Here is a 22,663-nt window from a genome sequence, read left to right on the forward strand (position 1 = left end):
TCCCGGTCATCGGCCGATCAGCGCACGACTTCAACCGGGCGGGGCGCCGCCGGGCGGGAACTGCATGACCTCGACGACGTGGCCGACCGGGCTGTAGGCGAACGAGCGGGGCGAGCCCCAGACGTTGTCGTGGTCCTCGACGCGATGGCCGGCGGCGCGCAGCCGGGCCAGCGCCGCGTCGTAGTCGGGGCAGACCACGGCGATGTGGCCGCGCGGGGGGATCACCGGCTCGTCGACGTAGAGCATGTGCAGCTGCAGGTCGCCGTGCTGGACCCACACGGCGATGTCGTCGAGCGCGGGCGGGTGAGGCACCTTGTCGAAGCCCAGCAGCACGAAGAAGTCCCGGCACGCCTCGGCGTCGGGCCGGCGCACCTCCAGCGAGACGTGATGCAGGCCGTGCGTGATCACGGGCGGGTCAGGTTCTCCTGGTGGATGGCCTTCTGGGCCGCCGTGCGGCGAGCCAGCGGGAGCGTCGCGTCCGGCAGGGCCTCCAGGTAGGCGCGGTCCTCGCGCAGGATGGCCAGCGCCCGCGTGCTGTCGAGCACGTCGCCATGGCCGGGGACGATCCAGGTCGCCTCGGCCACCAGCGGCTCCAACCGCTGCAGCGTGGCCAGGTAGGCGCTGCGCGACCCGCCCGGCGAGAGCATCGGGATCTCCACCGGGGACAGGTAGTCGCCCACGACGAGCAGGCCGGTCGACGGCATCCACACCGCCATCCCGTCCTCGGTGTGGCCGTCGGCCGGATGCAGCTCGAGCTCGACCGCGCCCAGGTCCAGGCGGCCGGGCACCGGCAGCGCCTCGATCTGGCCCAGCGCCAGCGGCTTCTCCCGAGCGACGTAGTGCTCGTCGTCGAAGTGGCGCAGGTCGCGCTGCGGCCGCCCCGGGGCGCCGGTCAGGCGCGCCGCCGTGGTCTCGGCACAGCCCAGCGCCGCGCCCGGGAAGGCGGTCCGCCCCAACAGGTGGTCCCAGTCGCCGTGGGTGGCCAGCAGGCCCGACAGCGGGAACGCGGACTGCTCGATGATCGCCGGCAGCACCTCGAGCTCGTCGGGGAGCACCGGCGAGTCGATCACGAACCCCTCCTCGCCGGAGCGCACCACCGTGCACGTCGTCTGCCAGATGCGGCTGGTCGCGACGAGCACGTCGCGATGCAGCGCGCGGACCTTCACCGCCCTAGCCGGCCAGGAGCTTGAAGGCCTCCGCGAGGTTCTTGACCTCGGCGGTCGGCTTCTTGGCCCCGGTCTCGAGCGTCTCCTTGCGGCGGTTGACCCAGATGACCGGGATCTTCTCCTTGATGCACGGCTCGACGTCGTGGTAGAGCGACGAGGCGACGTGGACCCAGCCCTTCTTCCCGCCGACGCGGCGCGCGCACTCCTTGAAGTGCGCCGGATCGGGCTTGTAGGAGCGCACCTGTTGGGCGGTGACCACGAGGTCGAAGTCCAGCGGGATGTGCCGGCGCGTCTGGCCCAGCAGCTTGTCGTCGATGTTGCTGATCAGGCCGACGTCGTAGGCCTTCTTGAACTTGGTCAGCTGCGCGTTGGTCTCCTTGAAGGGCCGCCACCGCTGGACGGAGTCGGGCAGGAAACCCGAGCGCGAGGGCTCCAGATCCCAGCCGATCCGCTTGGCGATCTCGATCGCCGTGCGGCGCAGGACCTCGGCGTAGAGCTCATAGGAGCCCGACTCGATCTCGCGCGAGATCTCGTGAAAGAGGGTGATGACCTCGTCACGATCGATGGTGAAGCCGTCACGGGACGCCTCCTTCTCGAAGGCATCGGCTACGCCGGCCTCCCAGTCGATGAGGGTCCCGTAGACATCGAATGTGACGAAGGTGACGTTGCTCGGGAGGGCCATGAGGCCGCGCATTGTCCCAAACCCATACATTCAGGACTTCCATGGACCTTCTCGAATACCAAGGCAAGCAACTGTTCGCTCGCCACGGGGTCCCAGTGCCCCGGGGCGATTACGCCGCCACCGTCGACCAAGCGCTCGACGTCGCGGACGGACTCGGATACCCAGTCGTGGTCAAGGCGCAGGTGCTGATCGGCGGCCGCGGCAAGGCCGGCGGCATCAAGGTCGCGCAGAGCCGTGACGAGGTCGCGACCCACGCCGAGGCGATCCTCGGCATGGACATCAAGGGCCTCACCGTCCACGAGCTGTGGATCGAAGAGGCGAGCGACATCACCTCCGAGCTGTACGCGTCGTTCGTGTTCGACCGCGCCGCCAAGGCCACCCTGGCCATGCTCTCGACCCACGGCGGCGTGGACATCGAGACCGTCGCCGACGAGGACCCCGACGCGATCGCCCACCTGCACATCGATCCGCTGCTCGGCTTCCAGGACTACCACGCCCGGAAGCTGTGCTTCGAGGCCGGCGTCGATGCCGACGTCGTGCGCCCCATCTCCGCGCTGCTGGGCCAGCTGTACGAGGCCTACGCCGAGGAGGAGGCGATGCTCATCGAGGTCAACCCCCTGATCATCAAGAGCGACCGCTCCGTCGTCGCGCTCGATGCCAAGGTGACGCTCGACGGCAACGCCCTGTTCCGCCACGCCGAGAACGCCGAGCTGCGCAACGTCGGCGCCGAGGACGAGCAGGAGCAGATGGCCAAGGAGCGCGGGCTGACCTACGTCAAGCTCGACGGCGACATCGGCATCCTCGGCAACGGCGCCGGGCTCGTCATGTCGACGCTGGACGTCGTGGCCCAGGCCGGCGGCAAGCCCGCCAACTTCCTGGACGCCGGCGGCGGATCCAAGGCCGACGCGGTGACCAGCGCGGTCGAGGTGATCCTCAGCGATCCGAAGGTCAAGGCGGTCCTGTTCAACATCTTCGGCGGCATCACCCGCTGCGACGAGGTGGCCAAGGGCCTGATCGCCGCGTTCGCGCAGATCAAGCCGACCGTCCCGTTCGTGGTGCGCCTGGACGGCACCAACGACGTCGAGGGACGCAAGATCCTGGCCGAGGCGGACCTCCCGAACGTCTACACGGTGGCCACGATGGACGAGGCGGCCGCCAAGGTCGTGGAGGTGGCGGGCACCACCCACGCGGACGCTGCGAGTACCAAGACCGATGCGGGGGTGGTCGAATGAGCATCCTGGTCGACAACGACACCAAGCTGGTCGTCTCCGGCATCACCGGCCGTGAGGGCACGTTCCACGCGCTGAACAACAAGCGCTACGGGACGAACGTCGTCGCGGGCGTCACGCCCGGCAAGGAGGGCCAGGACGTCGAGGGCATCCCGGTCTTCAACACGTTCTCCAAGTCCGTGGCCGAGACCGGCGCCAACACCGCGATGATCTTCGTGCCGCCGCGCTTCGCGGCCGACTCGATCCTCGAGGCGGCCGACGCCGGCATCGAGCTGATCATCGCGATCACCGAGGGCATCCCCGCCCACGACGAGCTGCGCGTCTACACCCAGCTCAAGCGCACGCCGAACGTGCGCCTCGTCGGCCCCAACTGCCCGGGCATCCTGTCGCCGGGCAAGGCCAGCGTCGGCATCATCCCGGCGTCCTTCTTCAAGGAGGGCAACGTCGGCGTCGTGTCGCGCTCGGGCACGCTGACCTACCAGATCGGCAACGAGCTGGCCCAGCGCGGCTTCGGCAACTCGACGATCGTCGGCATCGGCGGCGACCCGGTGCCGGGCTCGTCGTTCATCGACGTGATCGGCCTGTTCCAGGACGACCCCCAGACCGAGCTGATCGTCATGTCGGGCGAGATCGGCGGCTCGGCCGAGGAGGAGGCGGCGGAGTTCATCGCCGCCAACGTGACCAAGCCGGTCGTCGGCTACATCGCCGGCTTCACCGCGCCCCCCGGCAAGACGATGGGCCACGCCGGCGCGATCGTCTCCGGCACCGCGGGCACCGCCAAGGCGAAGGCCGAGGCGCTGGAGTCCAAGGGCGTGCGCGTCGGTCGCACCCCCACGCAGGTCGCCGACATCGCCGTCGAGATCCTCGGCGGCTGACCACTCTGGTGATTCCGACCGTGTCTGCGCCTAAGCTGGCGCGGACACGGTCGAACCGCCTGCCGGTCCGGCCAATGGCGGTCGCCTCGTGGTCCAGCGGTGACGAGCCAAGCAGAATTTTGGACAGGAAGTACACCGTTGTTTGACGCAGTGCCAGTCCATACGGCTGGTAGGCTTGCTCTCCAACCCCGACCGGGCGAAAGCCGCCCGGGAATGCAGGTCTGGTGACGGCACGGACTCCATATCAGGCCGGAGGCGGAGACGTCTCCGCGACTCTCGGCGAACTCGAGCGCAAACTGCGTGAGCTCGAGCATGAGCTGGGTGCCACGTCCGCACCGCCCGTCAACGGCACCAGCGCGGCCTCGCCGGCGGTTGCACCGTCATCCGTTACCCCCGCTTCCGTGCCCCAATCCCCTGCCCCAGCACCGGCGCCCGCGCGTGATGCCGACGCGTTGATCGCCCAGGCCCGCGCCCGTCTGGGCAGCCTCGACGGTCAGGTCGACGAGCTCTTGCGCTTCCGCGAGCAGCTGCACCGCACCGCGCGGGAGCTCGAGGACGAGTACAGCCGCGTGCTGGCCCGTCTCGGCGCCAACGCCCCGACGCCGGCGCCCGCCGCCGAGGCGTTCCCGCCCGCGCCGACCCCGATCTCCGCGCAGCCGCTGCCCCCGCCGCCGGTCGCCCCCGCCGGGCCGCTGCGCGCGCCGATCGCCGCCGGCGCCGTCGACGAGGCCGCGCTGCTGATCAACCACCCCGCCTTCGCCCAGCCCGAGCAGCACTTGGCCGCCCCGGCCGTCGAGCCGCCGCCGGCGCCCGCGCCGCCGGTCGCGCCGATGCACCAGGAGATGCCCGCGCCGCCGCCCCCGCCCGCCGCCGCCGCGCCCATCCCGCCGGCCCCGATCCCGCCCGCGCCCGTCGCGGTGGCACCCGTCGCGCCCGCGCCCGTCGCCGCCGCGCCCGTCGCCGCCGCACCGGTCGCCCCGGCGCCGCTCCCGGCCGCACCGACGGTGTCCCTGTACGAGGACACGCCGTTCGAGGGCGCGATCGTGCTCGACGCCGGCCCGTTCACCGACATCGCCGCGCTCAGCACGTTCGAGCAGGGGCTGGCCCGCGTGCCCGGCGCCGAGGACGTCTACGTGTCCGGCTTCGAGGGCAACCGCGCGCTGGTCGAGATGCGCCTCAGCGCCCCGATCGCGCTGGTGGGCGAGATGCGCGCCGTCGTGCCCGCCACCTTCACCGTCACCGACGCCGCGGCCGGCCGGCTGCGACTCGACGTCACCGCCATCGCCGCCGGGAGCTGACCGCCATGGAACCCGAGCAGCCCCAAGAGCGCTACCAGCCGCTCGCCCTCATCGGCGTCACGCTGATCGCGCTGCTCGGCTTCGCCGTGTTCTTCCTGTCGTTCCTCGTCGCCCCGCTGGCCATCCTGCTGATCTTCTACGTCGGCTTCGCCGCGTCGGACCGGTCCAAGCGCAACAACTCGGCGCCGCCGGCCGCCGCCGAGGTGACCACGGCCGAGCCGGTGGCGACCGAGCCCGACGAGGCCGACCGGCGCGCCCAGGCGCTGGCCCGTGAGGCGCAGTACCGCCGTCAGTCGCTCGATCGCGCGACGCTCGAGCAGTCCAACCAAGAGACGCCGCCGCGATGAGGTCCGAGGCGCGCGAGGCGCTCTCCACCGCCCTCGATGCGGGCATCGGCTACACCGGCCTGCGCGATTTCGTGCCCGATCCGAAGCTGTGCCACTACCTGCCGGCGGCCCTGGCCGCGCGTGAGCGCGTCGTGCCGGTCATCCTGGTGGGCGACACGCTCAAGGTGGCCAGCGCCACACCCGATCCTGACCTCAGCGTTGTCCGAACACGTTTTCCGTACTTGGCCCTGGATATCGTCATCGCGCCTGCGATTGAGATAGACCAAGCCCTCCAGCGACTGCCGGGGACCAGCTGATGCAGACCACGACCGCACCCGAGCCCAGCCGGTCCTTCTACCGCCGCCTCGCGCAGCACGCGGGGCTGGAGTTCGTGACGCTCGATCCGACGCGCGCCGACGAGCCCGAGTACCTCGAGATCAACCCGCTGGCCGCGCGCCTGCTGTCGGAGCAGATCTGCCGCTATCACCGGATGCTGCCGGTCTCCTACGCCAACGGCGTGGTGACGATCGCCACCCCTGAGCCGTTCGACCAGGTCGCCCGCGAGGTGGCCACCGCGCTGACCGGCCGCTCCGTCCGCTTCGTGGTCACGCCCGACGAGGACATCGACGTCGCGATCGACCGCATCTTCGAGGCGATGCCCGGTGAGCGCACCAACGGGCGCGTCACCGAGCCGAACTACCCCACCCGCGTGGGCGACCTGCTCGTCGCCCGCGGGCTGGCCACCGACGACGAGGTGCGCGAGGCGCTCGACGAGCAGCAGCGCACCGGCAGCCGCGTCGGCGACATCCTCGTGCACTCCGGCATCGTCCGCGAGGCGGAGCTGGTGGCCATCCTGGCCGAGCAGTTCCAGCTGCCGCTCGTCGACCTGTCGGAGTACGAGCCGGACCCGGCCGCGCTGGAGCTGATCCCCGAGCCGCTGGCCCGCCACCTGCGCGTCGTCCCGATCGCCGTCGACGACACCACGCTGTACCTGGCCATCGCCGACGTGCTCGACGACGACACCGTCGCGGCGCTGCGCGAGCACACCCACCTGGAGTTGCGCGGCTTCCTGGCCTCGCGCAACTCGATCGACGAGCTCCTGCAGCGCGTGCACGGCGGCGACTACGCCGAGGTCGCGCGCTCCGAGCTGCTGCGCCGCTTCCCCGAGGAGTCGGCCAACCGCGTCATCGACCAGGGCCAGAAGATCTTCTTCCTGTCGGTCGTGGCCATCTGGATCATCTGCCTGGTCCTGTGGCCGAAGACCACGCTGATCGTGACGATGGCGCTGTGCTCGGTCTTCTACCTGTCGACCTCGGTCTACAAGTTCAAGCTGACCTACGACGCGCTCGGCCATCAGTACGAGGTCAACATCAGCCAGGAAGAGCTCGACGCGCTCGACGAACGCGACCTGCCGATGTACACGATCCTGATCCCGCTCTACCGCGAGGCATCGGTGGTACCGCGGTTGGTGGCCGGCATCGGCGGGCTGGACTACCCCAAGACCAAGCTCGACGTCCGATTGCTGTGTGAGGAGGACGACGACGAGACCGTGCCGGCCATCCAGGCGATGGACCTGCCGCCGCACTTCAAGATCGTCATCGTTCCCGACGCCCAGCCCAAGACGAAGCCGAAGGCCTGCAACTACGGGCTGCTGCAGGCCGACGGCAAGTACGTCGTCATCTTCGACGCCGAGGATCGCCCCGATCCCGACCAGCTGAAGAAGATCGTCATCGCCTTCAGCAAGGTGGATCCGTCGGTCACCTGCATCCAGGCCAAGCTGAACTACTTCAACTCCGACCAGAACCTGCTCACCCGCTGGTTCGCGACGGAGTACTCGATGCACTTCGACCTGCTGCTTCCGGGCCTGGACGCGCAGGACGTGCCGATCCCGCTGGGCGGCACCAGCAACCACTTCATCACCGACCGCCTGATCGACCTGGCGGCCTGGGATCCGTTCAACGTCACCGAGGACGCCGACCTGGGCATCCGCCTGCACAAGGCGGGCTACAAGACGGCGATGATCGACTCGACGACGCTCGAGGAGGCCAACTCCGAGCTGAACAACTGGATCCGCCAGCGCTCACGCTGGATCAAGGGCTACATCCAGACGTGGCTGGTGCACATGCGCCACCCGTTCAAGATGCTGCGCCAGATCGGCCCCAAGAGCTTCTTCAGCTTCCAGATGGTCATCGGCGGCACGTTCATCTTCCTGCTGAACCCGATCTTCTGGGGCCTGACCACGGTGTTCTTCTTCACCGAGTCCGGCTTCATCCGAGAGCTGTTCCCGTCGTTCATCTTCTATGCGGCGGCGTTCCAGCTGTTCATCGGCAACTTCGTCTTCATGTACCTGAGCGTCGCCGGGTCGGTGCAACGCGGGTACTTCGACCTGGCCAAGTACGCGCTGCTGTCACCGCTGTACTGGGGCCTGATGTCGATCGCCGCATGGAAGGGCTTCCTGCAGCTCTTCTACGCACCGTTCTACTGGGAGAAGACGGTGCACGGGCTCGACGCCGGTCACACGACCGCGCCCCCGCCGGCCTCGACCCAGCAGACCGGCTGATGGCCGTCGCCGCGCCGCCGCCCGACCAGTCGCTGCACCGGGCGCACACGTCGGGGACGCCGCTGGACGACCGGCCGTACGAGCCGTCGGTCCCGATCCCCAGCGGCCGTATCGGCCTGCTGATCTTCGTCGTCGCGACGGCCTTCTACTTCTTCGTCGGCTACCGCGTGACGATCGACGCCCACGTCGTCGTCTTCGACGCGCTCAACCGGCTGACCGACGCCTACCTGGTGTGGTGGAACGATCCGCCCAAGCTGGCGGCGATCGGCTTCCTGTTCCCGCCGCTGACCACGCTGGCCTTCCTGCCGTTCGCGGTCATCAAGCCGGTGGCCACGTCCCTGATCGCGCTGCCGCTGCTGACCTCCATGTGCGCCGCCGGCGCGCTGGTGTGGATCGACCGCACGCTGGCCCGCTGCGAGATGCCGCTGCTGTTCCGGATGCCGATGCTGGTGCTGTTCGGCGTCAACCCGATGTTCCTGTTCTACGCGGGCAACGGCATGAGCGAGGCGCTCTACCTGTCGATGCTGGCGTTCGCCCTGTACGGCTTCGTCAGCTGGTACGAGACGACCGAGCCACGCTTCCTGATCGCCGCCGGGTTCGGCATCGCCGTGCTGATCATGACGCGCTACATGTTCATCATCTGGGCCGTCCTGGTGGCCCTGCTGATCGGCGTGGCGCTCGTGCGCCGGCGCGCGTCGCGCGTCGAGGTGGAGGGCTCGGTGGTCGCCTTCGCGGCGCCGGTCGTCTACTCGCTGGCGCTGTGGATCCTGTTCAACGCGCTGATCGTCGGCGACCCCTTCGGGTGGATCACCGACACCACCTCCACGCAGGCGGTCAACGCGACCGGCATCGACACCAGCGGCTCGCTGGGCTTCGACCAGGTCTCCTCGCGCCTGCTGGAGCTCAACGTCGCCGTCTTCCCGCTGGCCTTCGCCGCGGTCCCCGCGCTGGTGATCGCCTTCGTCACCCAGCGCAACGACATGGCGCTGTGGCTGGCGTCGTTCGTCGTCCTGGGCATCGTGATCATGGGCGTCCACGCCTACGTCGCCGGCAACGAGGGCCTGCTCACGCTGCGCGACGCGATGCCGATGGCGCTCACGGCGCTGATCGGCGCCGCCTGGATCTATCGAAGTTTCCCCGGCTTCCGGCTCGTCACCTGGGGGGTCACCATGGTGATCCTGGTGATCGGCCTGTTCACCGCCTGGCGCGGCATGCAGAACTACCCGTTCCAGTCGCTGGAGCAGGCCTTCACGCGCACGCTGTTCACCGGCGAGTCCCAGGAGGGCACGTCGTCGCGCGGTGGCTTCACGGTCGGCATCGACCCCGAAGCCCAGATGGCCCAGTACATCAAGTCGAACATCGACACGAAGAACTCGGTCCTGACCGACAACGCGCAGACGTTCGGCGTGATCCTGCTCAACGGCCAGCCGCAGGTGTTCTGGGACCGCATCGACAAGGGCGATGCGAAGTGGAACAGCGTGCTGGACGACCCGTACGGCAAGGTCCGCTACCTGCTGGTCGCCTACAACCCGCGTTCCGGCGACCTCATCCAGCGCCACTATCCACAGATCAACGCCGGCACCGTGCCGGGCATGACGCCCGTCTACCGCACGGACCGCTACGTCCTCGTCCGGGTCGCGACGCGCAACCCGGGCGCGCAGCAGCAGCGCCCGGCGACGTCGTCGTCCTCGACCCGTGGCAACGGCTGACCCCGCCGGATTCACTGGTAGCGTGACAACGACCATGGCTGGCGACCTGACCGCGTCCCTCGGCGCGCGCGTCGAGGAGATCATGGCCTCGGCCCGCCAGGCGGGCGAAGCACTGCAACGCGAGGTGGAAGAGGCGACGGCCCGGCGGGCCGCCGAGGTCCGTCTGGCGGCCGAAGAGGACGCGCGCCAGGTGCTGGCCGCCGCCCAGGCCCAGGCCACCCAGCACCTCGAGGAGTCGCGCCGCCGCGTCCAGGCCTTCGCCGACGCGCGCGTGCGCCGGATCGCCGAGCTGACCGACGCGCTGACCGCGGCGGCCGACGGGCTGCCGGAGAAGCTGGCCGAGGCCACGCAGGTCCGCCGCCAGGTCGACGACCTGATCGTCGCGCTGGGCGCGGCCGCCGAGCAGGCCGCTCGGGAGGCCGGCCGGCCGGCCATCAAGCTGCCGGAGATCGACGCGACCGAGCCGGCGCCCCCGCCGCCGCCCGCCCCGCCGATCACCGCCGAGGACCCCGCCGCGGCGATCGCCCGCGTGCGCGCCTCGCTGCCTCCCCGACCGTCCGAGTCCGCATGACGGCCCGCCGCGCGGCGCCGGCCGCACTCATCACCGCGGGCGCGCTGGCGCTCGGCTTCGGCCTGGGCGCCTGCGGCGGCGACAGCAGCGACGACAACACACAGACCGTCGTGCGCACCGAGACCGTCGTGCGCACCACCCCGACGACGACCACGCCGGTCACCGAGGGCGCGGGCACCGAGGGCACGCCCGGCGCCGCCTCGTCCGACGTCGGCGCGACCGGCTCGTTCAGCAGCGGCTCGATCTTCCGCCCGTTCGCCTCCAACAGCCCGTGGAACACCACGGTCACCGGGCAGCGCGTCGACCAGAACTCCGACCGGATGATCCGTCAGGCGCAGGAGCGCATCGGCATCACCGAGCGCGGCGACACGATCACCACGCAGCGCCGGACCAACGACGAGCCGCTGTTCATCAACACCAAGCGCTGGACCGTGCCGGTGGTCGACGAGGAGAACGGCGTCGAGACGCGCATGGTCTGCCGGCAGATCCCGCCCGACTGCGGCGACGGCAAGAACGTCGAGACGCTGATCGTGCCCCAGAACGTGTCGCCGCTGCCCCAGTACGACGGCTGGTTCACGATCCTCAACCGGCGCGAGGGCGTCGGCTACGACCTGTGGCGCGCGCGCCGCGGCGGCACCGGCAACGTCATCTCCTACCAGTTCATGCGCAAGTGGGCGCTCAACGGGCCGGGCTTCCAGCAGCCCAACTCGGTCAGCGCGCGCGGCTCCGGACTCCCGCTGTTCGCGGGCCTGCTGCTGCCCGAGGAGGTCGAGGCCGGGCGCATCGACCACGCGCTGGCCATGTCGGTTCCCGGCCCGGCCCAGCGCAGCTACGTGCAGCCCGCGTCGGCCACCGACGGCAACGGCCAGGCCAGCTCGCTGCCCGAGGGCGCGCGCATCCGCCTGCGCGCCGACCGCTACGAGCAGATGCTGGGCATGCCGGTCTGCGGCCCGGGGCGCAACCTGGACTCCAGCGGCGAGATCCGCGACGACTGCCTGCCGCCGCGCACCAACCGGCGCGCCGCCCGCGCGATCCTCAAGGCGCTGCGCGACTACGGCGCGATCATCGTCGACCGCTCGCAGTCGCCGACGATGTACGCCAAGTTGAACGCCGACTGGGGCCAGCCACTGCGGGCCAGCGACGGCCGCTACCTGGCCGCCGACGGGCGTACGCCGCTGACCCGGCGGCTGCAGAAGCGCGCACAGTCCACGCCGCTGCTGCGCGGCAACGAGGTCCAGTTCCTGCGCCTGTCGGACTTCGAGGTCCTGACGCTCGGGCAGGTCTATCGCTTCCCGCCGCTGGGCTCGACCGAGGTCGCCCAGCAGACGTTCACGCCGGTGGTGCCATGAGGGTCCAACATCTGATCGCCGCCGGCCTGTGCGGCGTGGGCGCCGCCGTGCTGGTGGCCTGCGGCATCGACACCGGCGACTCGGGCACGCCCACCGCGCCCAACCCGGTGGGGACCAACGGCACGACGGCGACGGTCACGCGCACGACGACCGTGCCGCTGCCCGCCGCGCCCGACAACACCGTGCGCGTCGACGGCCTGCGGGGCGGCCTCAGCGCCGACTTCTCCGAGCGCTTCGCCAACGAGACGGGCACGAACGTCGCGTTCATCCGCGCCTCCTCGGAGCAGTCGTTCTCCGACCTGTGCGCCGGCCGGGTCGACGTCGTCGAGGTCTCGCGCCTGCCCACCGACGACGAGGTCACCGCCTGCCGCCGGCGTGGCGTCGAGCTGTCCGAGCCGCTGCAGGTGGCCGCGGACGCCGAGGTGATCGCCACGAAGAACGAGGCCGACGTCGGCGGCGACTGCATCACCGTCAACCAGGCGCGCGACATCTTCCGGGCCGGCTCGCCCTACAACTCGTGGGCGCAGCTGGGCTTCTTCGACCTGCCGATCACCGCGACGGGCCGCAACGACGGCTCCCCGAACTTCACCTTCTTCGGCCAGGTCGTGCTCGGCGTACCCGATCCGTCGCTGGCCGACGTGCGCGCCGACTACGTCCCCCACTCGACCGATCTGGCCGAGCGCGAGGAGGTCATCGGCACGGGGCGCGTCAACCGCGCGGAGGAGCGCATCGCCCGCTACCGCGAGACGCTGCGCGCCCGCAACGCCCGCGAGCGCCAGCGCGACATCGACGAGGCCGTGTCGGCCGCCGACCGCGCCGTGCTGCGCGAGATCGCCCGCGAGAACGCCGAGCGCGAGCGCGACGGCGTGACGCTGTCGACGGTCCAGGCCGCGCGGATCGTGGCTCGCAACCGGGCTCGCGACGAGCGGGCCAAGCGCATCGCCGAGGCGAAGGTCAACGCGCGCTACGACAAGGAGCTCAACGACCGCGTGCGCCGCTACGCGCGCGGCATCATCGCCGAGGCCGAGGCGCCCGGCGTCGTGGGCGGCTTCCGCTTCACCTACTACGAGCTGTTCGAGGACCAGCTGCGCCCGATGGAGATCGACTACGGCGTGCCGGTCACCTCCAGCGGCCAGCCGGTCACCTTCGAGGACCTCTCCGAGGCCGATCAGCGCCGCCTGCGCAGCCAGACCACCGCGACGGCGTCGACCGTCCCCGGCGTCGACGTGCAGCCGACCCAGACCGTCTCGGGCGAGATCACCACCGTGCCGACGGCCCGGGCGATCCCCGACCTGCCCGCCTCGCAGCTGCCCGACGAGACGAAGGACGGCGAGAAGATCTACCCCGGCCCCAACTGCGTGTTCCCGTCGCAGGTGACGATCACCTCGGGCGCGTATCCGTTCTCGCGGCGCATCTACCTGTACACCTACAAGCAGGCGCTCGAGCGCGACGAGGTCGTCGAGTACATCACCGCGGCGCTCAACCGCGCCCAGGCGGTGGCCACCGCCAACCGCCTGGTGCCGATCACCGACGCGCAGCTGGCCAACGAGCTGGCGATCGCCAACAACGGCGGCCAGGAGGTCCCGGCGGCCTCCACCACCCAGCAGACCGTGACGACCCGCACCGTGACGACCCCCTCGGGCACGACGACGGTGCAGACGATCACCACCCCGGCGCGGACCACGACGACGCCCACGGTGGCCACCACGCCGGAGAGCTCGGGCATCCCCGGCGTGTCGTCGCGCGGCGGCGGCTGAGCCCGCGCTCGCGGGTTGACGTACCCTGGGAAGCGATGCCCGCTTCCGAGACCATCTCCTTCGCCCGCGGAGCGCCGTCGCTCGACATCGTCGACGTCGACGGGCTGCGCGCGGCCGCCGACCGTGCCTTCGTCAACGACGCCGCCGGCGTGACCGGCTACGGCACCGCCATCGGCTACCCCAAGCTGCGCAAGTGGATCGCCGACAAGCACGGCGTCGACGTCAGCAACGTGATCGTCACCAACGGCTCGATGCAGGCCGACGCGTTCCTGTTCGAGCTGCTCGTGCAGGCCGGCGACACGGTCGTGGTGGAGAAGCCGACGTACGACCGCACGCTGAAGACGCTCGGGCGCTACCGCAGCGCCGACATCGAGATGATCGACCTAGAGGCCGACGGGATCGACGTCGAGCAGCTGCGCGGGCGCCTGCGCGACGGCCTGCGGCCCAAGCTGGCCCACATCATCCCGAACTTCCAGAACCCGGCCGGCTACTCGCTGTCGGGCGAGAAGCGCTCGGAGCTGCTGGCGCTGGCCCAGGAGTACGACTTCCTGATCTTCGAGGACGACCCGTACGTGGAGCTGCGCTTCAGCGGCGAGCCGCTGCCGACGATGCTGTCGCTCGACCAGCACGACCGGGTGATCTACGCGTCGTCGTTCTCCAAGACCGTGTGCCCGGGCGTGCGCGTGGGCTACCTCGTCGGTCCGGCCGACCTGATCGGCCAGATCGTCACCTGGGCGACCGACACGTACATCTCGCCGTCGATGCTCTCGCAGGCCACGGTCTACGAGTTCGCCGCCGCGGGCGCCCTGGAGCGCTCGGTGGAGACGGTCAAGGGCGCCCTGGCCGAGCGCGTGCGCGTGCTCGCGGCCGCGCTGGAGCGCGAGCTGCCCGAGGCGAAGTTCGTCGCCCCGGAGGGCGGCTACTTCATGTGGGTCGAGCTGCCCGAGGGGACCGTCGTCGACGAGCTGTTCGCGGCCGCGGCCGAGCGCGGCGTGGCGATCGTCAAGGGCACGGACTTCCTGCTCGACGGCGGCGAGAACACGCTGCGCCTGGCCTACTCCGGCGTGACCGCCGACCAGATCGACGAGGGCGTCAAGCGCCTCGCCGAGGCCTATCGCGCCGTCGCGCCCGCGACGGCCTGACGCACCGGCAAAGCGCAATTCGTCCACCAGCGCTGTTGCTTCTCACCGGACGGACCGATTGGATCGTCCGGTGAGCTCTGCGTTGCACGCCCTCGGCCGACTCTGTGTCCGGCACCGCTGGATCGTCCTGGCCTCCTGCCTGGCCGCGCTCGTCGCGGTCGTCGTGCTGGCGGGCACGCTGGGCACGCGCACGACCGATGACTTCTCGCTGCCCGGCACCGGCAGCCAGAAGGCCGCCGACGTGCTCACCGACCACTTCCCGGCGCTCAACGACCTGACCAGCCCGGTCGTCTTCCAGTCGGCCAACGGGGAGCGCCTCGACCAGGGCGCCAACCAGCGCGCGGTCGAAGCGGTCGTCGGCAAGCTGAAGGGCGCCGAGGACGTCGCCTCGGTGACCGACCCGCTCGGCCCGACGACGCTGTCCAAGAACGGGAAGATCGCCTACTCGACGCTGACCTTCTCGCTGTCGGCGGCGGACCTGACCCGCGACAACGCCGACGCGATCGTCGACGCCGCCGAGAGCCCCAGCAGCGGCGTGCGCACCGCGGTGGGCGGCGTCGTCGGCCAGCAGGCGGAGGCCCAGGTCGGCGATCCCGAGGAGGCGATCGGGCTGTTCATCGCCCTGATCGTGCTGCTGTTCACGTTCGGCACCGTCGTGGCGGCCGGCATGCCCATCCTCAGCGCGCTGATCGGGCTGGGCGCCGGCCTGTCGCTGGTCACCGTGCTGTCCAACGTGATCACGGTGCCGACGATCGGCCCGACGCTGGGCACGATGATCGGGTTGGGCGTGGGCATCGACTACGCCCTCTTCCTGATCACCAGACATCGCCAGCACCTGGCCGGCGGCATGAGCGTCGCCGACTCGATCCCGCTGACGGTCGCCACGTCGGGCAACGCGGTGGTGTTCGCCGGCGGCACGGTGGTGATCGCCTTGTGCTCGCTGGCGCTGGCCGACATCCCGATCGTCGCGTCGCTGGGCTACTCGGCCGCGATCGTCGTGGTCATCGCGGTGCTGACCTCGATCACGCTGCTGCCCGCGCTGCTCGCGGTGTTGGGCCCGCGGATCAACGCGCTGAAGGTGCCCGGCCTGCACAAGCGTGCCAGCAAGCCAGGCGCTCACGGCTGGGCCAAGTGGGCCGAGATGATCGCCCGGCGTCCGTGGCCCTGGTTGGTGCTCGGCGTGGCCATCCTGCTCGCGCTGACCATCCCGGTGCTGTCGCTGCGCCTGGGCCAGGACGACAACAGCACCGCGCAGGCCGGCACCGGCCCGCGCGTCGCGTTCGACCTCCTGGCCGAGGGCTTCGGGCCGGGCTTCAACGGCCCGCTGCTGATCGTCGTGCCCGGGAAGCCGGACACGGCGGCGCTGGCCAAGGTCGACGCCGCGCTGAAGAAAGCGCCGGGGATCGCCGCGGTCACGCCCCCGCTGCCGGCGCCCGACGGCCAAGCGGCGGTGATCACCGCGACGCCGACCACCGCGCCCGGCGCGCTGGAGACCGAGACGCTGGTCAGCAAGCTGCGCGACGACGTCCTGCCGCCCACCGGGGTGACGGTGTACGTGGGCGGTCAGACCGCCTACGGCGTGGACCTGGCCGACAAGATCTCCGCGCGCCTGCCGCAGGTGATCCTGACGGTGATCGCCCTGAGCTTCCTGCTGCTCCTGCTGGCCTTCCGCTCGATCCTGCTGCCGATCAAGGCGGCGATCATGAACCTGCTGTCGATCGGCGCCGCCTACGGCGTGGTCACGCTCGTGTTCCAGGAGGGCGCGAACTCGTGGATCGGGCTGCACGGCCTGGAGATCCCGATCGAGAGCTTCGTGCCCTTGATGATGTTCGCGATCCTGTTCGGCCTGAGCATGGACTACGAGGTGTTCCTGCTATCCGCCTGCCACGAGCATTGGCAAAAGCAGGGCGACGCCCGCCGCGCGGTGATCGACGGCATCGCCTCGACCGGCCGGGTGATCACCTCGGCCGCGCTGATCATGGTCAGCGTCTTCGCCGCCTTCATCGCCAACGACAACGTCACGGTCAAGCAGTTCGGCCTGGGCATGGCGGTCGCCGTCGCGGTCGACGCGACGATCGTGCGCTGCATGCTCGTGCCCGCCGTGATGGTCCTGCTGGGCAAGCACGCCTGGTGGCTGCCCAAGTGGCTGGACCGCTGGCTGCCCCACGTCTCCGTCGAGGGCGACCCGAGCAAGCTGCTGCCCGCCGGCCAGGAGCGCAAGCCCGAGCCCGTCGCGTAGGGTCCGATCATGGAGATCGGGACAGGCACGCGGGCGATCGTGACGGGTGCGTCGAGTGGGATCGGCAAGGCGGTCGCGCAGGCGCTGGCCGCGCGGGGCGCGGTCGTCGGGCTGCTGGCCCGGCGCGAGCCGGAGCTCGCGGCGATCGCCGCGGCGCTGCCGGGCTCCGGGCACGTCGTGCTGCCCTGCGACGTCAGCGATCGGGCCGCGGTCGAGGCGATGGTGGCCGAGTTCGTCGCCCAGACCGGGGGGCTGGAGCTGGTCGTGGCCAACGCTGGCGTGACGAACTACGGGCCGTTCGCCAGCCAGCCGGCCGAGCACGTCGTGCGCATGACCGAGATCAACTGGTACGGGACGGTGTGGACCGTCCAGGCGGCGCTGCCGCGACTGCTGGACCGCGCGCAGGGCCACATCGTAGTGGTCTCCTCGGGCGGCGCGCTGCGCGCGTTCCCGTGGTCGGGCGTCTACAACGCGACGAAGGCGGCCCAGCGGGCCTTCGGCGAGGCGCTGCGCCACGAGCTCTCGGGCACCGGCGTCTCGCTGACGATGGTCTATCCCGGCGAGATCGCCACGGCCCTGCACGACCATGAGAAGGCGAGCATGCCCGACTGGTACCGCGGCGGACCGGGTGCCGCCTCGCCCGACGTGCTGGCGTCGAAGATCTTGGCCGCCGTCGAGGGCGACGCGCGCGCGGTGTACTACCCGCCGATCGTCCGGCTGCTCGGCGCGCTGCACAACGTCTCGCCCAAGGCGTCGGATGCGCTGCTGCGGCGCTTGCGAGGCGGCGCTGCGGCGCCCCGGCGCGACTGACGGCTCCAACACTCTCCCAGGCGCTCGTTGTCAGCTCGCCGTCGCATAGCGACGACGAACTGACAATGGTCCGGCCGGGAGAGCGGGGACGGGGCGAGGACTCGGACTGAGTGCTCCGGCGGTTACGGCCGGCAGCGAAGAAGGGTAGGCGTCCTGGCGACGCCGGCGGCCGTGGGTTCTGGCACGTCGGCGCTCTCCCAGGCGCTCGTTGTCGGCTCGCCGTCGGATAGCGACGGTGAACTGACAATGGTCCGGGCGGGGACGGGCCAGGATTCGGGGGTACTCGAACCGCGCGCGCGCCGCGGGCTAGGCCTCTGGCGCCCGCCGGCGCGGCACCTGCTCGAGCCGCTCCTGCAGTGACGTGAAGCGCTGCTCGACGGCGGCGACGAACGCGCGCGTGGCCGGCGACAGGCGGGCGCCGCGGCGCCAGACGAAGGCGAAGTCGTCGTACATCGGCTCGGCGAACGGGGCCCAGCCCAGGCCGCGTGACAGCGCGCGGCCCTGTCCGTGCAGCGTGCCCCGCGAGGCGTAGGTGTCGCCGAAGCCCTGTGCGGCCAGCGCGAGCGCGACCTCGGCGTCCTCGACGTCGATCGCCGCCTCCAGCGTCACGCCGGCGCGCTGGGCGGCCTCGGCCAGCTGGCGGCGGGTCGGGTCCTGCGCGCCGAAGGTCACGTCGTAGAGGATCAGCGGCGCGCGCACCAGGCGCTCCATCGTCATCGCCGAGCGCAGCCGGGACGGATCGGCCGAGCAGAACAGGACGTCGTCGCGCATCGCCGGGTGCACCTCCAGCCCGCTGTCGTCGACGGGCAGCACCACGACGCCGGCCTCCAGCTCGCCGGCCCGGATCGCGTCGACCACCTCGGAGGAGTTCTGGCCGACCAGGCGGATGCGCACGTCGGGGTGCTCGCGATGGAAGTCGCGCACGACGCTCTCGCCGAGGTAGTAGCGCGAATTGCCGAACGTGCCGAACGTCGCCACGCCGCCGCGCAGCTCGCGCACGTCGACCACCGCCTCGCGGGCGGCCTCCACCTCGGCCAGCACGCGCTCGGCGTGCGGGCGCAGCGTCTCCCCGGCGGCGGTCGGCGTCAGGCCTCGGCCGACGCGGTGGAAGAGCGCCACGCCGAGCTCGTCCTCCAGTCGGCGGACCTGCTCGGAGACCGACGGCTGGGCCAGGTGCAGCGACTCGGCGGCGGCCGAGAACGACCCGTGTTCGACGGCGGCGAGATAATAGGTCAGCTGCTGCAGAGTCATAGGCAAAACCTTGAGATGACGAAGTCAATCAAGGCTACCGCCGTTAGCTCACGGTGCCGACAATAGGTCCATGGTCGCCATTCTCTCCATCATCGGCGCCATCGTCCTCGGAGGACTCGCAGCCAAGTACGGCGTGGAACAGCGCCCTGGCTTCGACGAGCGCTCCCAGGTTCGTTGAGCGGCCCACATACATCCCAGCAGCGCGAGCAGCAGGGCGTTCTGCTCTGCATGCTCGCCGCCGCGGGCTTCGCCGCGATGGCCATCTTCGCCAAGCTGGGCTACGAGGCCGGCTTCGACGTCCCGTCGCTGCTGCTGACCCGCTTCGTCATCGCCGCGGCCGTGCTGTGGGTGATCGTGGCCATCCGCCGCCCCGCGCGCCCGACGCTGCGAGCGGTGCTGGTGGCCGCCGGCCTCGGCGCGATCGGCTACGCCCTCCAGGCCGCCACCTTCTTCGCCAGCCTCGAGCGCCTCGACGCCTCGCTGGCCAGCCTGCTCCTCTACGTGTACCCGACGCTCGTGCTGGTCGGCGCCGTGATCATCGGCCGCGAGCGCGCCACCGCCCGCCGCATCGGCGCCCTCGCGCTGGCCTCCGCCGGCACCGTCCTGGTGCTGCTCGGCGGCGGCTCGGCCGGCGCGCTGGATCCGGTCGGCATCGCGCTGGTCTTCGCCGCCGCGATCACCTACACCGGCTACATCCTGGTCAGCGACCGCCACGCGGCCGACACCGATCCGTTCCTGCTCACCGCGATGGTCATCACCGCCGCCGCGGTCGCCGTCGGCGCGTGGAGCGTCGTCCACGGCGGGCCCAACCTGCACGTGACCACGCAGGGGTGGCTGGCGGTCACCGGCGTGGCGCTCATCTCGACCGTCGTGCCCACGGTCGCGTTCCTCGTCGGCCTGCGCCGCGTCGGCCCCGCCACCGCCGCGATCGTGGCCACGCTGGAGCCGGTCCTCACGGTCGGCCTGGCCATGGTCGTCTTCGGCGACCGCCTCGGCCCGGTGCAGCTGCTGGGCGGCGCGGGCGTGATCGCGGCCGTCGCGTTGATCAACGTGCGGGTAGGGTCCAGGCAGCGTGCCGCTGCCCCTGTCCCCGCCGCTGCTGCCCCAGCTCGCTCTCTCGCGTAAGGCCCTGCCGCCCGCGCCGGGGTGGTCCTACGAGCCCAAGTGGGACGGCTTCCGGGCGATCGTCTTCGTCGACGGCGACCGCGCCGAGATCCAGTCGCGCAACGGCAAGCCGCTCACGCGCTACTTCCCCGAGCTGGCCTTCCCGCCCGGCCGCTACGTGCTCGACGGCGAGATCGTGATCCTCGACGAGCACGGCGGCCAGGAGTTCGGCCTGCTCGGCCAGCGCATCCACCCGGCGGCCAGCCGCGTCGCCATGCTCGCCGAGCAGACGCCCAGCCGGTTCGTGGCCTTCGACCTGCTCAGCGTCGAGGACGAGATCCTGCTCGAGCTGCCCCAGCACGAGCGCCGCGCCCGGCTGGAGGCGTTCGTCGCCGCCCACGTGACCAACGCCACGTCGGTGGACCTGACGCCCAGCGTCACCGATCCCGCCGACGCCGAGGCCTGGCTGCACGGGGCCGAGGGCGTGATCGCCAAGCAGCTCGACCAGCCCTACCGCCCCAACGAGCGCAAGGGCATGGTGAAGATCAAGCGCGTACGCACGATCGACGCCGTCGTGCGCGGCTGGCGGCCCGGCAAGGAGGAGGGCACCGTCGGCGCGCTGATCATCGGGCTCTACGACCACGCCGGCGAGCTGCGCGTGATCGGCCACTCATCCGGCTTCACCGCCAAGGAGAAGCGCGAGCTGCCCGCCAAGCTCAAGCCGTACGAGACGGGCGAGCGCGGCGACGGCGAGCCCTCGCGCTGGAGCGCGGGCCGCGACCTCGCGTGGGTCGGCCTGCGCCCCGAGCTGGTGGTCGAGGTGACCTTCGACCACGTCAGCGACGGACGGATCCGTCACGGCGCCAAGGTGCAGCGCTGGCGCGAGGACAAGGATCCGTCCGCGTGCTCGATCGACCAGCTCGACAGCTGATCAGCGCCACGCCCGTCGGCGACCGCAGGAGCGGTCCTAACGGGCTCGCATGACCTCGGCGGTGTGCGCGTCGGCCGGGAAGAACGTCTCGATCGAGAGCTCGGAGGCGGTGATGTCGATCGCCGTGCCGAACGTCGTGATCGTCGAGATGAACGACAGCTCGCCCGCGTCGTGGCGCACGCGCAGCGGGACGGCGATCGCGCCGCCGCGGGGCACCTCGCGATCGAAGGCGGGCGCCGGATAGGCGCACAGCTCCTCGTGCAGCGAGCGCAGCTGCGCGTCGCCGGTGATCTCGATCTGGCCGGTCAGCCGCTCGAGCAGATGCGCGCGCCACTCGCCCAGGTTGGCGATGCGCGGGGCCATCCCGTCGGGATGCAGCGCGGCGCGCAGGACGTTGGCCGGCGGCGCCAGCAGCGCGGGATCGACGCCCTCGGTCAGGAAGGCCAGGCCGCTGTTGCCGGCCAGCAGCTCCCAGTGGCGATCGACGACGACCGCCGGGTGCGGCTCGATGCCGCGGAGCACCTGTTCGATCGCGTCGCGTATCGGTTCCAGCTCGGGGTCGTCGAGGTCGCGCTGCTGGTAGACGGGCGCGTAGCCGGCGGCCAGCAGCAGCTGGTTGCGATCGCGCAGCGGCACGTCGAGCTGCTCGGCCAGGTTGAGCACCAGCGCCGGGCTGGGCCGCGACCGGCCGGTCTCGACGAAGCTCAGGTGGCGGGTCGAGACGCCCGCCTCCAGGGCGAGGTCCATCTGGCTGAGACGCCGGCGCTGGCGCCAGTCACGCAGGAGCGGGCCGACCATGACGCCGACGCTACCGCCGCCGGTGCGCCCGCTCCATTACCTGGGAGGGAATCGCGGCGGTGCCGACGGCGCGCGACGCTGCCGTCCATGTCCACCATCACCCCCATCACCACCGTCGTCGACGACTACCTGGCCGCCTGGAACGAGCCCGACGCCGACGCGCGCCGCGCGCTCGTCGAACGGGCCTTCGCCGCCGACGCCACCTACGTCGACGCCCACCGCTCGGGTGCCGGGCACGACGGCCTGGACGCGATGATCGCGGCCGCGCAGGAGGGGCTCCCGGGCCACCACCTCGAGCCGATCGACGACGTCGACGCCCACAACGACCGCGTCCGCTTCAGCTGGACGCTCGTCGGGCCGGACGGCCCGGTGGCCATCGGTCGCGACATCGCGATCGTCGACGCCGACGGCCGGCTGCGCGACGTGACCGGGTTCGTCGATCCGGTCTAACCTCGCCGCCATGCGGCTCCTGCTCGCCCTCGACGGCCTGGCCCCGGACGCGTTCGCCCGCGGCCTGGTCGCCGGGGGCCTGGCGGAGCCCGACGTGTACGACCTGGCCGACGGCATCGAGGACACGTTCGATGGGCGTCTGCGCGCGTCGTTCGCGCTCGTCGTGGGCGCGCCGCGGCTGGACCGCGCCGCGCTGGGCCGCGGCCTCTTCGAGGTGGCCACGCGGGCGCGTCAGGGCGGCGTGCCCTGCCACGCGCTGACCGGTGAGGACGCGCTGGACCCGTTCGACAAGCGGATCCTCGATCTGCAGTACGTGGTCGTGGCCGGCTCGACGGCGGAGCTGGAGGCCGCCGGCGCGCAGCTCGCCGCGCAGCTGATGACAGATGTCATGCCCAACTGAGGACGCGCTCCACTAC

22 protein-coding genes are annotated in these 22,663 nt (G+C 71.2%); 17 read left to right on the forward strand and 5 right to left on the reverse strand.

The window, feature by feature from the left end; all coding sequences use genetic code 11:
* Positions 1 to 30 precede the first annotated feature (30 nt).
* From ACZ5UI_RS19215 to ACZ5UI_RS19225, 3 genes are read right to left on the reverse strand one after another with little or no spacing between them, the layout of a single operon-like run.
* Entirely contained in the window at positions 31 to 408 is a 378-nt protein-coding gene (locus tag ACZ5UI_RS19215; protein WP_464189922.1) for a VOC family protein, read from the reverse strand.
* Complete coding sequence (locus tag ACZ5UI_RS19220) at positions 405 to 1,166, reverse strand: MBL fold metallo-hydrolase (RefSeq protein WP_464189924.1); 762 nt, start codon at positions 1,164 to 1,166, stop codon at positions 405 to 407. Before ACZ5UI_RS19220 ends, ACZ5UI_RS19215 begins: the two co-directional genes overlap by 4 nt.
* 4 nt (positions 1,167 to 1,170) lie before the next feature.
* Positions 1,171 to 1,848, reverse strand: a complete 678-nt coding sequence (locus tag ACZ5UI_RS19225; protein ID WP_464189926.1) for an HAD-IA family hydrolase — start codon at positions 1,846 to 1,848, stop codon at positions 1,171 to 1,173.
* Positions 1,849 to 1,889: 41 nt separating this feature from the next.
* Here ACZ5UI_RS19225 and sucC point away from each other — a divergent pair, with 41 nt between their 5' ends.
* The 13 genes from sucC to ACZ5UI_RS19290 all read left to right on the forward strand — a co-directional run bounded on the left by sucC (position 1,890) and on the right by ACZ5UI_RS19290 (position 17,713).
* Entirely contained in the window at positions 1,890 to 3,080 is a 1,191-nt protein-coding gene (sucC, locus tag ACZ5UI_RS19230; RefSeq protein WP_464189928.1) for an ADP-forming succinate--CoA ligase subunit beta, read from the forward strand.
* Positions 3,077 to 3,952 (forward strand): succinate--CoA ligase subunit alpha, encoded by an 876-nt coding sequence (sucD, locus tag ACZ5UI_RS19235; RefSeq protein WP_464189930.1) that lies wholly within the window; start codon positions 3,077 to 3,079, stop codon positions 3,950 to 3,952. The genes sucC and sucD overlap by 4 nt, the downstream gene beginning before the upstream one ends.
* 401 nt (positions 3,953 to 4,353) lie before the next feature.
* Positions 4,354 to 5,250 (forward strand): hypothetical protein, encoded by an 897-nt coding sequence (locus ACZ5UI_RS19240; RefSeq protein WP_464189932.1) that lies wholly within the window; start codon positions 4,354 to 4,356, stop codon positions 5,248 to 5,250.
* 5 nt (positions 5,251 to 5,255) lie between these two features.
* Positions 5,256 to 5,597 carry a hypothetical protein gene (locus ACZ5UI_RS19245; protein ID WP_464189934.1) on the forward strand — a complete coding sequence of 114 codons (342 nt, stop codon included), beginning with the start codon at positions 5,256 to 5,258 and terminating at the stop codon, positions 5,595 to 5,597.
* Positions 5,594 to 5,893 (forward strand): GspE/PulE/PilB domain-containing protein, encoded by a 300-nt coding sequence (locus ACZ5UI_RS19250; RefSeq protein ID WP_464189936.1) that lies wholly within the window; start codon positions 5,594 to 5,596, stop codon positions 5,891 to 5,893. Before ACZ5UI_RS19245 ends, ACZ5UI_RS19250 begins: the two co-directional genes overlap by 4 nt.
* Positions 5,893 to 8,136, forward strand: coding sequence for a GspE/PulE/PilB domain-containing protein (locus ACZ5UI_RS19255; RefSeq protein ID WP_464189938.1), 2,244 nt, complete (start codon positions 5,893 to 5,895; stop codon positions 8,134 to 8,136). Before ACZ5UI_RS19250 ends, ACZ5UI_RS19255 begins: the two co-directional genes overlap by 1 nt.
* Entirely contained in the window at positions 8,136 to 9,845 is a 1,710-nt protein-coding gene (locus tag ACZ5UI_RS19260) for a hypothetical protein (RefSeq protein WP_464189940.1), read from the forward strand. The genes ACZ5UI_RS19255 and ACZ5UI_RS19260 overlap by 1 nt, the downstream gene beginning before the upstream one ends.
* Before the next feature lie 34 nt (positions 9,846 to 9,879).
* The gene (locus ACZ5UI_RS19265; RefSeq protein ID WP_464189942.1) at positions 9,880 to 10,416 is read left to right on the forward strand and encodes a hypothetical protein; all 537 of its coding nucleotides are present in this window, start codon (positions 9,880 to 9,882) and stop codon (positions 10,414 to 10,416) included.
* Complete coding sequence (locus tag ACZ5UI_RS19270) at positions 10,413 to 11,765, forward strand: hypothetical protein (RefSeq protein WP_464189944.1); 1,353 nt, start codon at positions 10,413 to 10,415, stop codon at positions 11,763 to 11,765. The genes ACZ5UI_RS19265 and ACZ5UI_RS19270 overlap by 4 nt, the downstream gene beginning before the upstream one ends.
* Complete coding sequence (locus ACZ5UI_RS19275) at positions 11,762 to 13,522, forward strand: substrate-binding domain-containing protein (protein WP_464189946.1); 1,761 nt, start codon at positions 11,762 to 11,764, stop codon at positions 13,520 to 13,522. The genes ACZ5UI_RS19270 and ACZ5UI_RS19275 overlap by 4 nt, the downstream gene beginning before the upstream one ends.
* A 35-nt stretch (positions 13,523 to 13,557) precedes the next feature.
* On the forward strand, positions 13,558 to 14,664 hold the full coding sequence (locus ACZ5UI_RS19280; protein ID WP_464189948.1) for an aminotransferase-like domain-containing protein: 1,107 nt from the start codon (positions 13,558 to 13,560) through the stop codon (positions 14,662 to 14,664).
* A 70-nt stretch (positions 14,665 to 14,734) separates the two neighbouring features.
* The gene (locus ACZ5UI_RS19285; protein WP_464189951.1) at positions 14,735 to 16,903 is read left to right on the forward strand and encodes an MMPL family transporter; all 2,169 of its coding nucleotides are present in this window, start codon (positions 14,735 to 14,737) and stop codon (positions 16,901 to 16,903) included.
* 9 nt (positions 16,904 to 16,912) lie between these two features.
* Positions 16,913 to 17,713 carry an SDR family NAD(P)-dependent oxidoreductase gene (locus ACZ5UI_RS19290; protein ID WP_464189953.1) on the forward strand — a complete coding sequence of 267 codons (801 nt, stop codon included), beginning with the start codon at positions 16,913 to 16,915 and terminating at the stop codon, positions 17,711 to 17,713.
* 306 nt (positions 17,714 to 18,019) lie between these two features.
* On the opposite strand, the gene ACZ5UI_RS19295 is transcribed toward ACZ5UI_RS19290, so the two are convergent.
* Entirely contained in the window at positions 18,020 to 18,964 is a 945-nt protein-coding gene (locus ACZ5UI_RS19295; RefSeq protein WP_464189955.1) for a LysR family transcriptional regulator, read from the reverse strand.
* A 228-nt stretch (positions 18,965 to 19,192) separates the two neighbouring features.
* Here ACZ5UI_RS19295 and ACZ5UI_RS19300 point away from each other — a divergent pair, with 228 nt between their 5' ends.
* Both ACZ5UI_RS19300 and ACZ5UI_RS19305 read left to right on the forward strand, forming a co-directional pair.
* Complete coding sequence (locus ACZ5UI_RS19300) at positions 19,193 to 20,089, forward strand: DMT family transporter (RefSeq protein WP_464189957.1); 897 nt, start codon at positions 19,193 to 19,195, stop codon at positions 20,087 to 20,089.
* Entirely contained in the window at positions 20,037 to 20,999 is a 963-nt protein-coding gene (locus ACZ5UI_RS19305; RefSeq protein ID WP_464189959.1) for an ATP-dependent DNA ligase, read from the forward strand. The genes ACZ5UI_RS19300 and ACZ5UI_RS19305 overlap by 53 nt, the downstream gene beginning before the upstream one ends.
* Positions 21,000 to 21,035: 36 nt before the next feature.
* Here ACZ5UI_RS19305 and ACZ5UI_RS19310 read toward each other — a convergent pair whose 3' ends face one another.
* Positions 21,036 to 21,797 (reverse strand): helix-turn-helix domain-containing protein, encoded by a 762-nt coding sequence (locus ACZ5UI_RS19310; RefSeq protein ID WP_464189961.1) that lies wholly within the window; start codon positions 21,795 to 21,797, stop codon positions 21,036 to 21,038.
* Between the two features lie 87 nt (positions 21,798 to 21,884).
* On the opposite strand from ACZ5UI_RS19310, the gene ACZ5UI_RS19315 reads away from it, so the two are divergent.
* Together ACZ5UI_RS19315 and ACZ5UI_RS19320 are read left to right on the forward strand one after the other, a co-directional pair.
* Entirely contained in the window at positions 21,885 to 22,247 is a 363-nt protein-coding gene (locus ACZ5UI_RS19315; protein ID WP_464189964.1) for a nuclear transport factor 2 family protein, read from the forward strand.
* Positions 22,248 to 22,257: 10 nt separating this feature from the next.
* Positions 22,258 to 22,647, forward strand: a complete 390-nt coding sequence (locus tag ACZ5UI_RS19320) for a hypothetical protein (RefSeq protein WP_464189966.1) — start codon at positions 22,258 to 22,260, stop codon at positions 22,645 to 22,647.
* Positions 22,648 to 22,663: the final 16 nt, after the last annotated feature.

The organism is Conexibacter sp. JCM 18997 (assembly GCF_055391915.1).

Bases quoted from the DNA above. Each gene is read 5' to 3' on its own strand.
- ACZ5UI_RS19320 (WP_464189966.1), top strand. From the start codon at position 22,258: ATGCGGCTCCTGCTCGCCCTCGACGGCCTGGCCCCGGACGCGTTCGCC.
- sucD (WP_464189930.1), top strand. From the start codon at position 3,077: ATGAGCATCCTGGTCGACAACGACACCAAGCTGGTCGTCTCCGGCATC.
- ACZ5UI_RS19300 (WP_464189957.1), top strand. From the start codon at position 19,193: ATGCTCGCCGCCGCGGGCTTCGCCGCGATGGCCATCTTCGCCAAGCTG.
- ACZ5UI_RS19245 (WP_464189934.1), top strand. From the start codon at position 5,256: ATGGAACCCGAGCAGCCCCAAGAGCGCTACCAGCCGCTCGCCCTCATC.
- ACZ5UI_RS19270 (WP_464189944.1), top strand. From the start codon at position 10,413: ATGACGGCCCGCCGCGCGGCGCCGGCCGCACTCATCACCGCGGGCGCG.
- ACZ5UI_RS19260 (WP_464189940.1), top strand. From the start codon at position 8,136: ATGGCCGTCGCCGCGCCGCCGCCCGACCAGTCGCTGCACCGGGCGCAC.
- ACZ5UI_RS19310 (WP_464189961.1), bottom strand. From the start codon at position 21,797: ATGGTCGGCCCGCTCCTGCGTGACTGGCGCCAGCGCCGGCGTCTCAGC.
- ACZ5UI_RS19225 (WP_464189926.1), bottom strand. From the start codon at position 1,848: ATGGCCCTCCCGAGCAACGTCACCTTCGTCACATTCGATGTCTACGGG.
- ACZ5UI_RS19290 (WP_464189953.1), top strand. From the start codon at position 16,913: ATGGAGATCGGGACAGGCACGCGGGCGATCGTGACGGGTGCGTCGAGT.
- ACZ5UI_RS19265 (WP_464189942.1), top strand. From the start codon at position 9,880: ATGGCTGGCGACCTGACCGCGTCCCTCGGCGCGCGCGTCGAGGAGATC.
- sucC (WP_464189928.1), top strand. From the start codon at position 1,890: ATGGACCTTCTCGAATACCAAGGCAAGCAACTGTTCGCTCGCCACGGG.
- ACZ5UI_RS19275 (WP_464189946.1), top strand. From the start codon at position 11,762: ATGAGGGTCCAACATCTGATCGCCGCCGGCCTGTGCGGCGTGGGCGCC.
- ACZ5UI_RS19295 (WP_464189955.1), bottom strand. From the start codon at position 18,964: ATGACTCTGCAGCAGCTGACCTATTATCTCGCCGCCGTCGAACACGGG.
- ACZ5UI_RS19315 (WP_464189964.1), top strand. From the start codon at position 21,885: ATGTCCACCATCACCCCCATCACCACCGTCGTCGACGACTACCTGGCC.
- ACZ5UI_RS19250 (WP_464189936.1), top strand. From the start codon at position 5,594: ATGAGGTCCGAGGCGCGCGAGGCGCTCTCCACCGCCCTCGATGCGGGC.
- ACZ5UI_RS19255 (WP_464189938.1), top strand. From the start codon at position 5,893: ATGCAGACCACGACCGCACCCGAGCCCAGCCGGTCCTTCTACCGCCGC.
- ACZ5UI_RS19280 (WP_464189948.1), top strand. From the start codon at position 13,558: ATGCCCGCTTCCGAGACCATCTCCTTCGCCCGCGGAGCGCCGTCGCTC.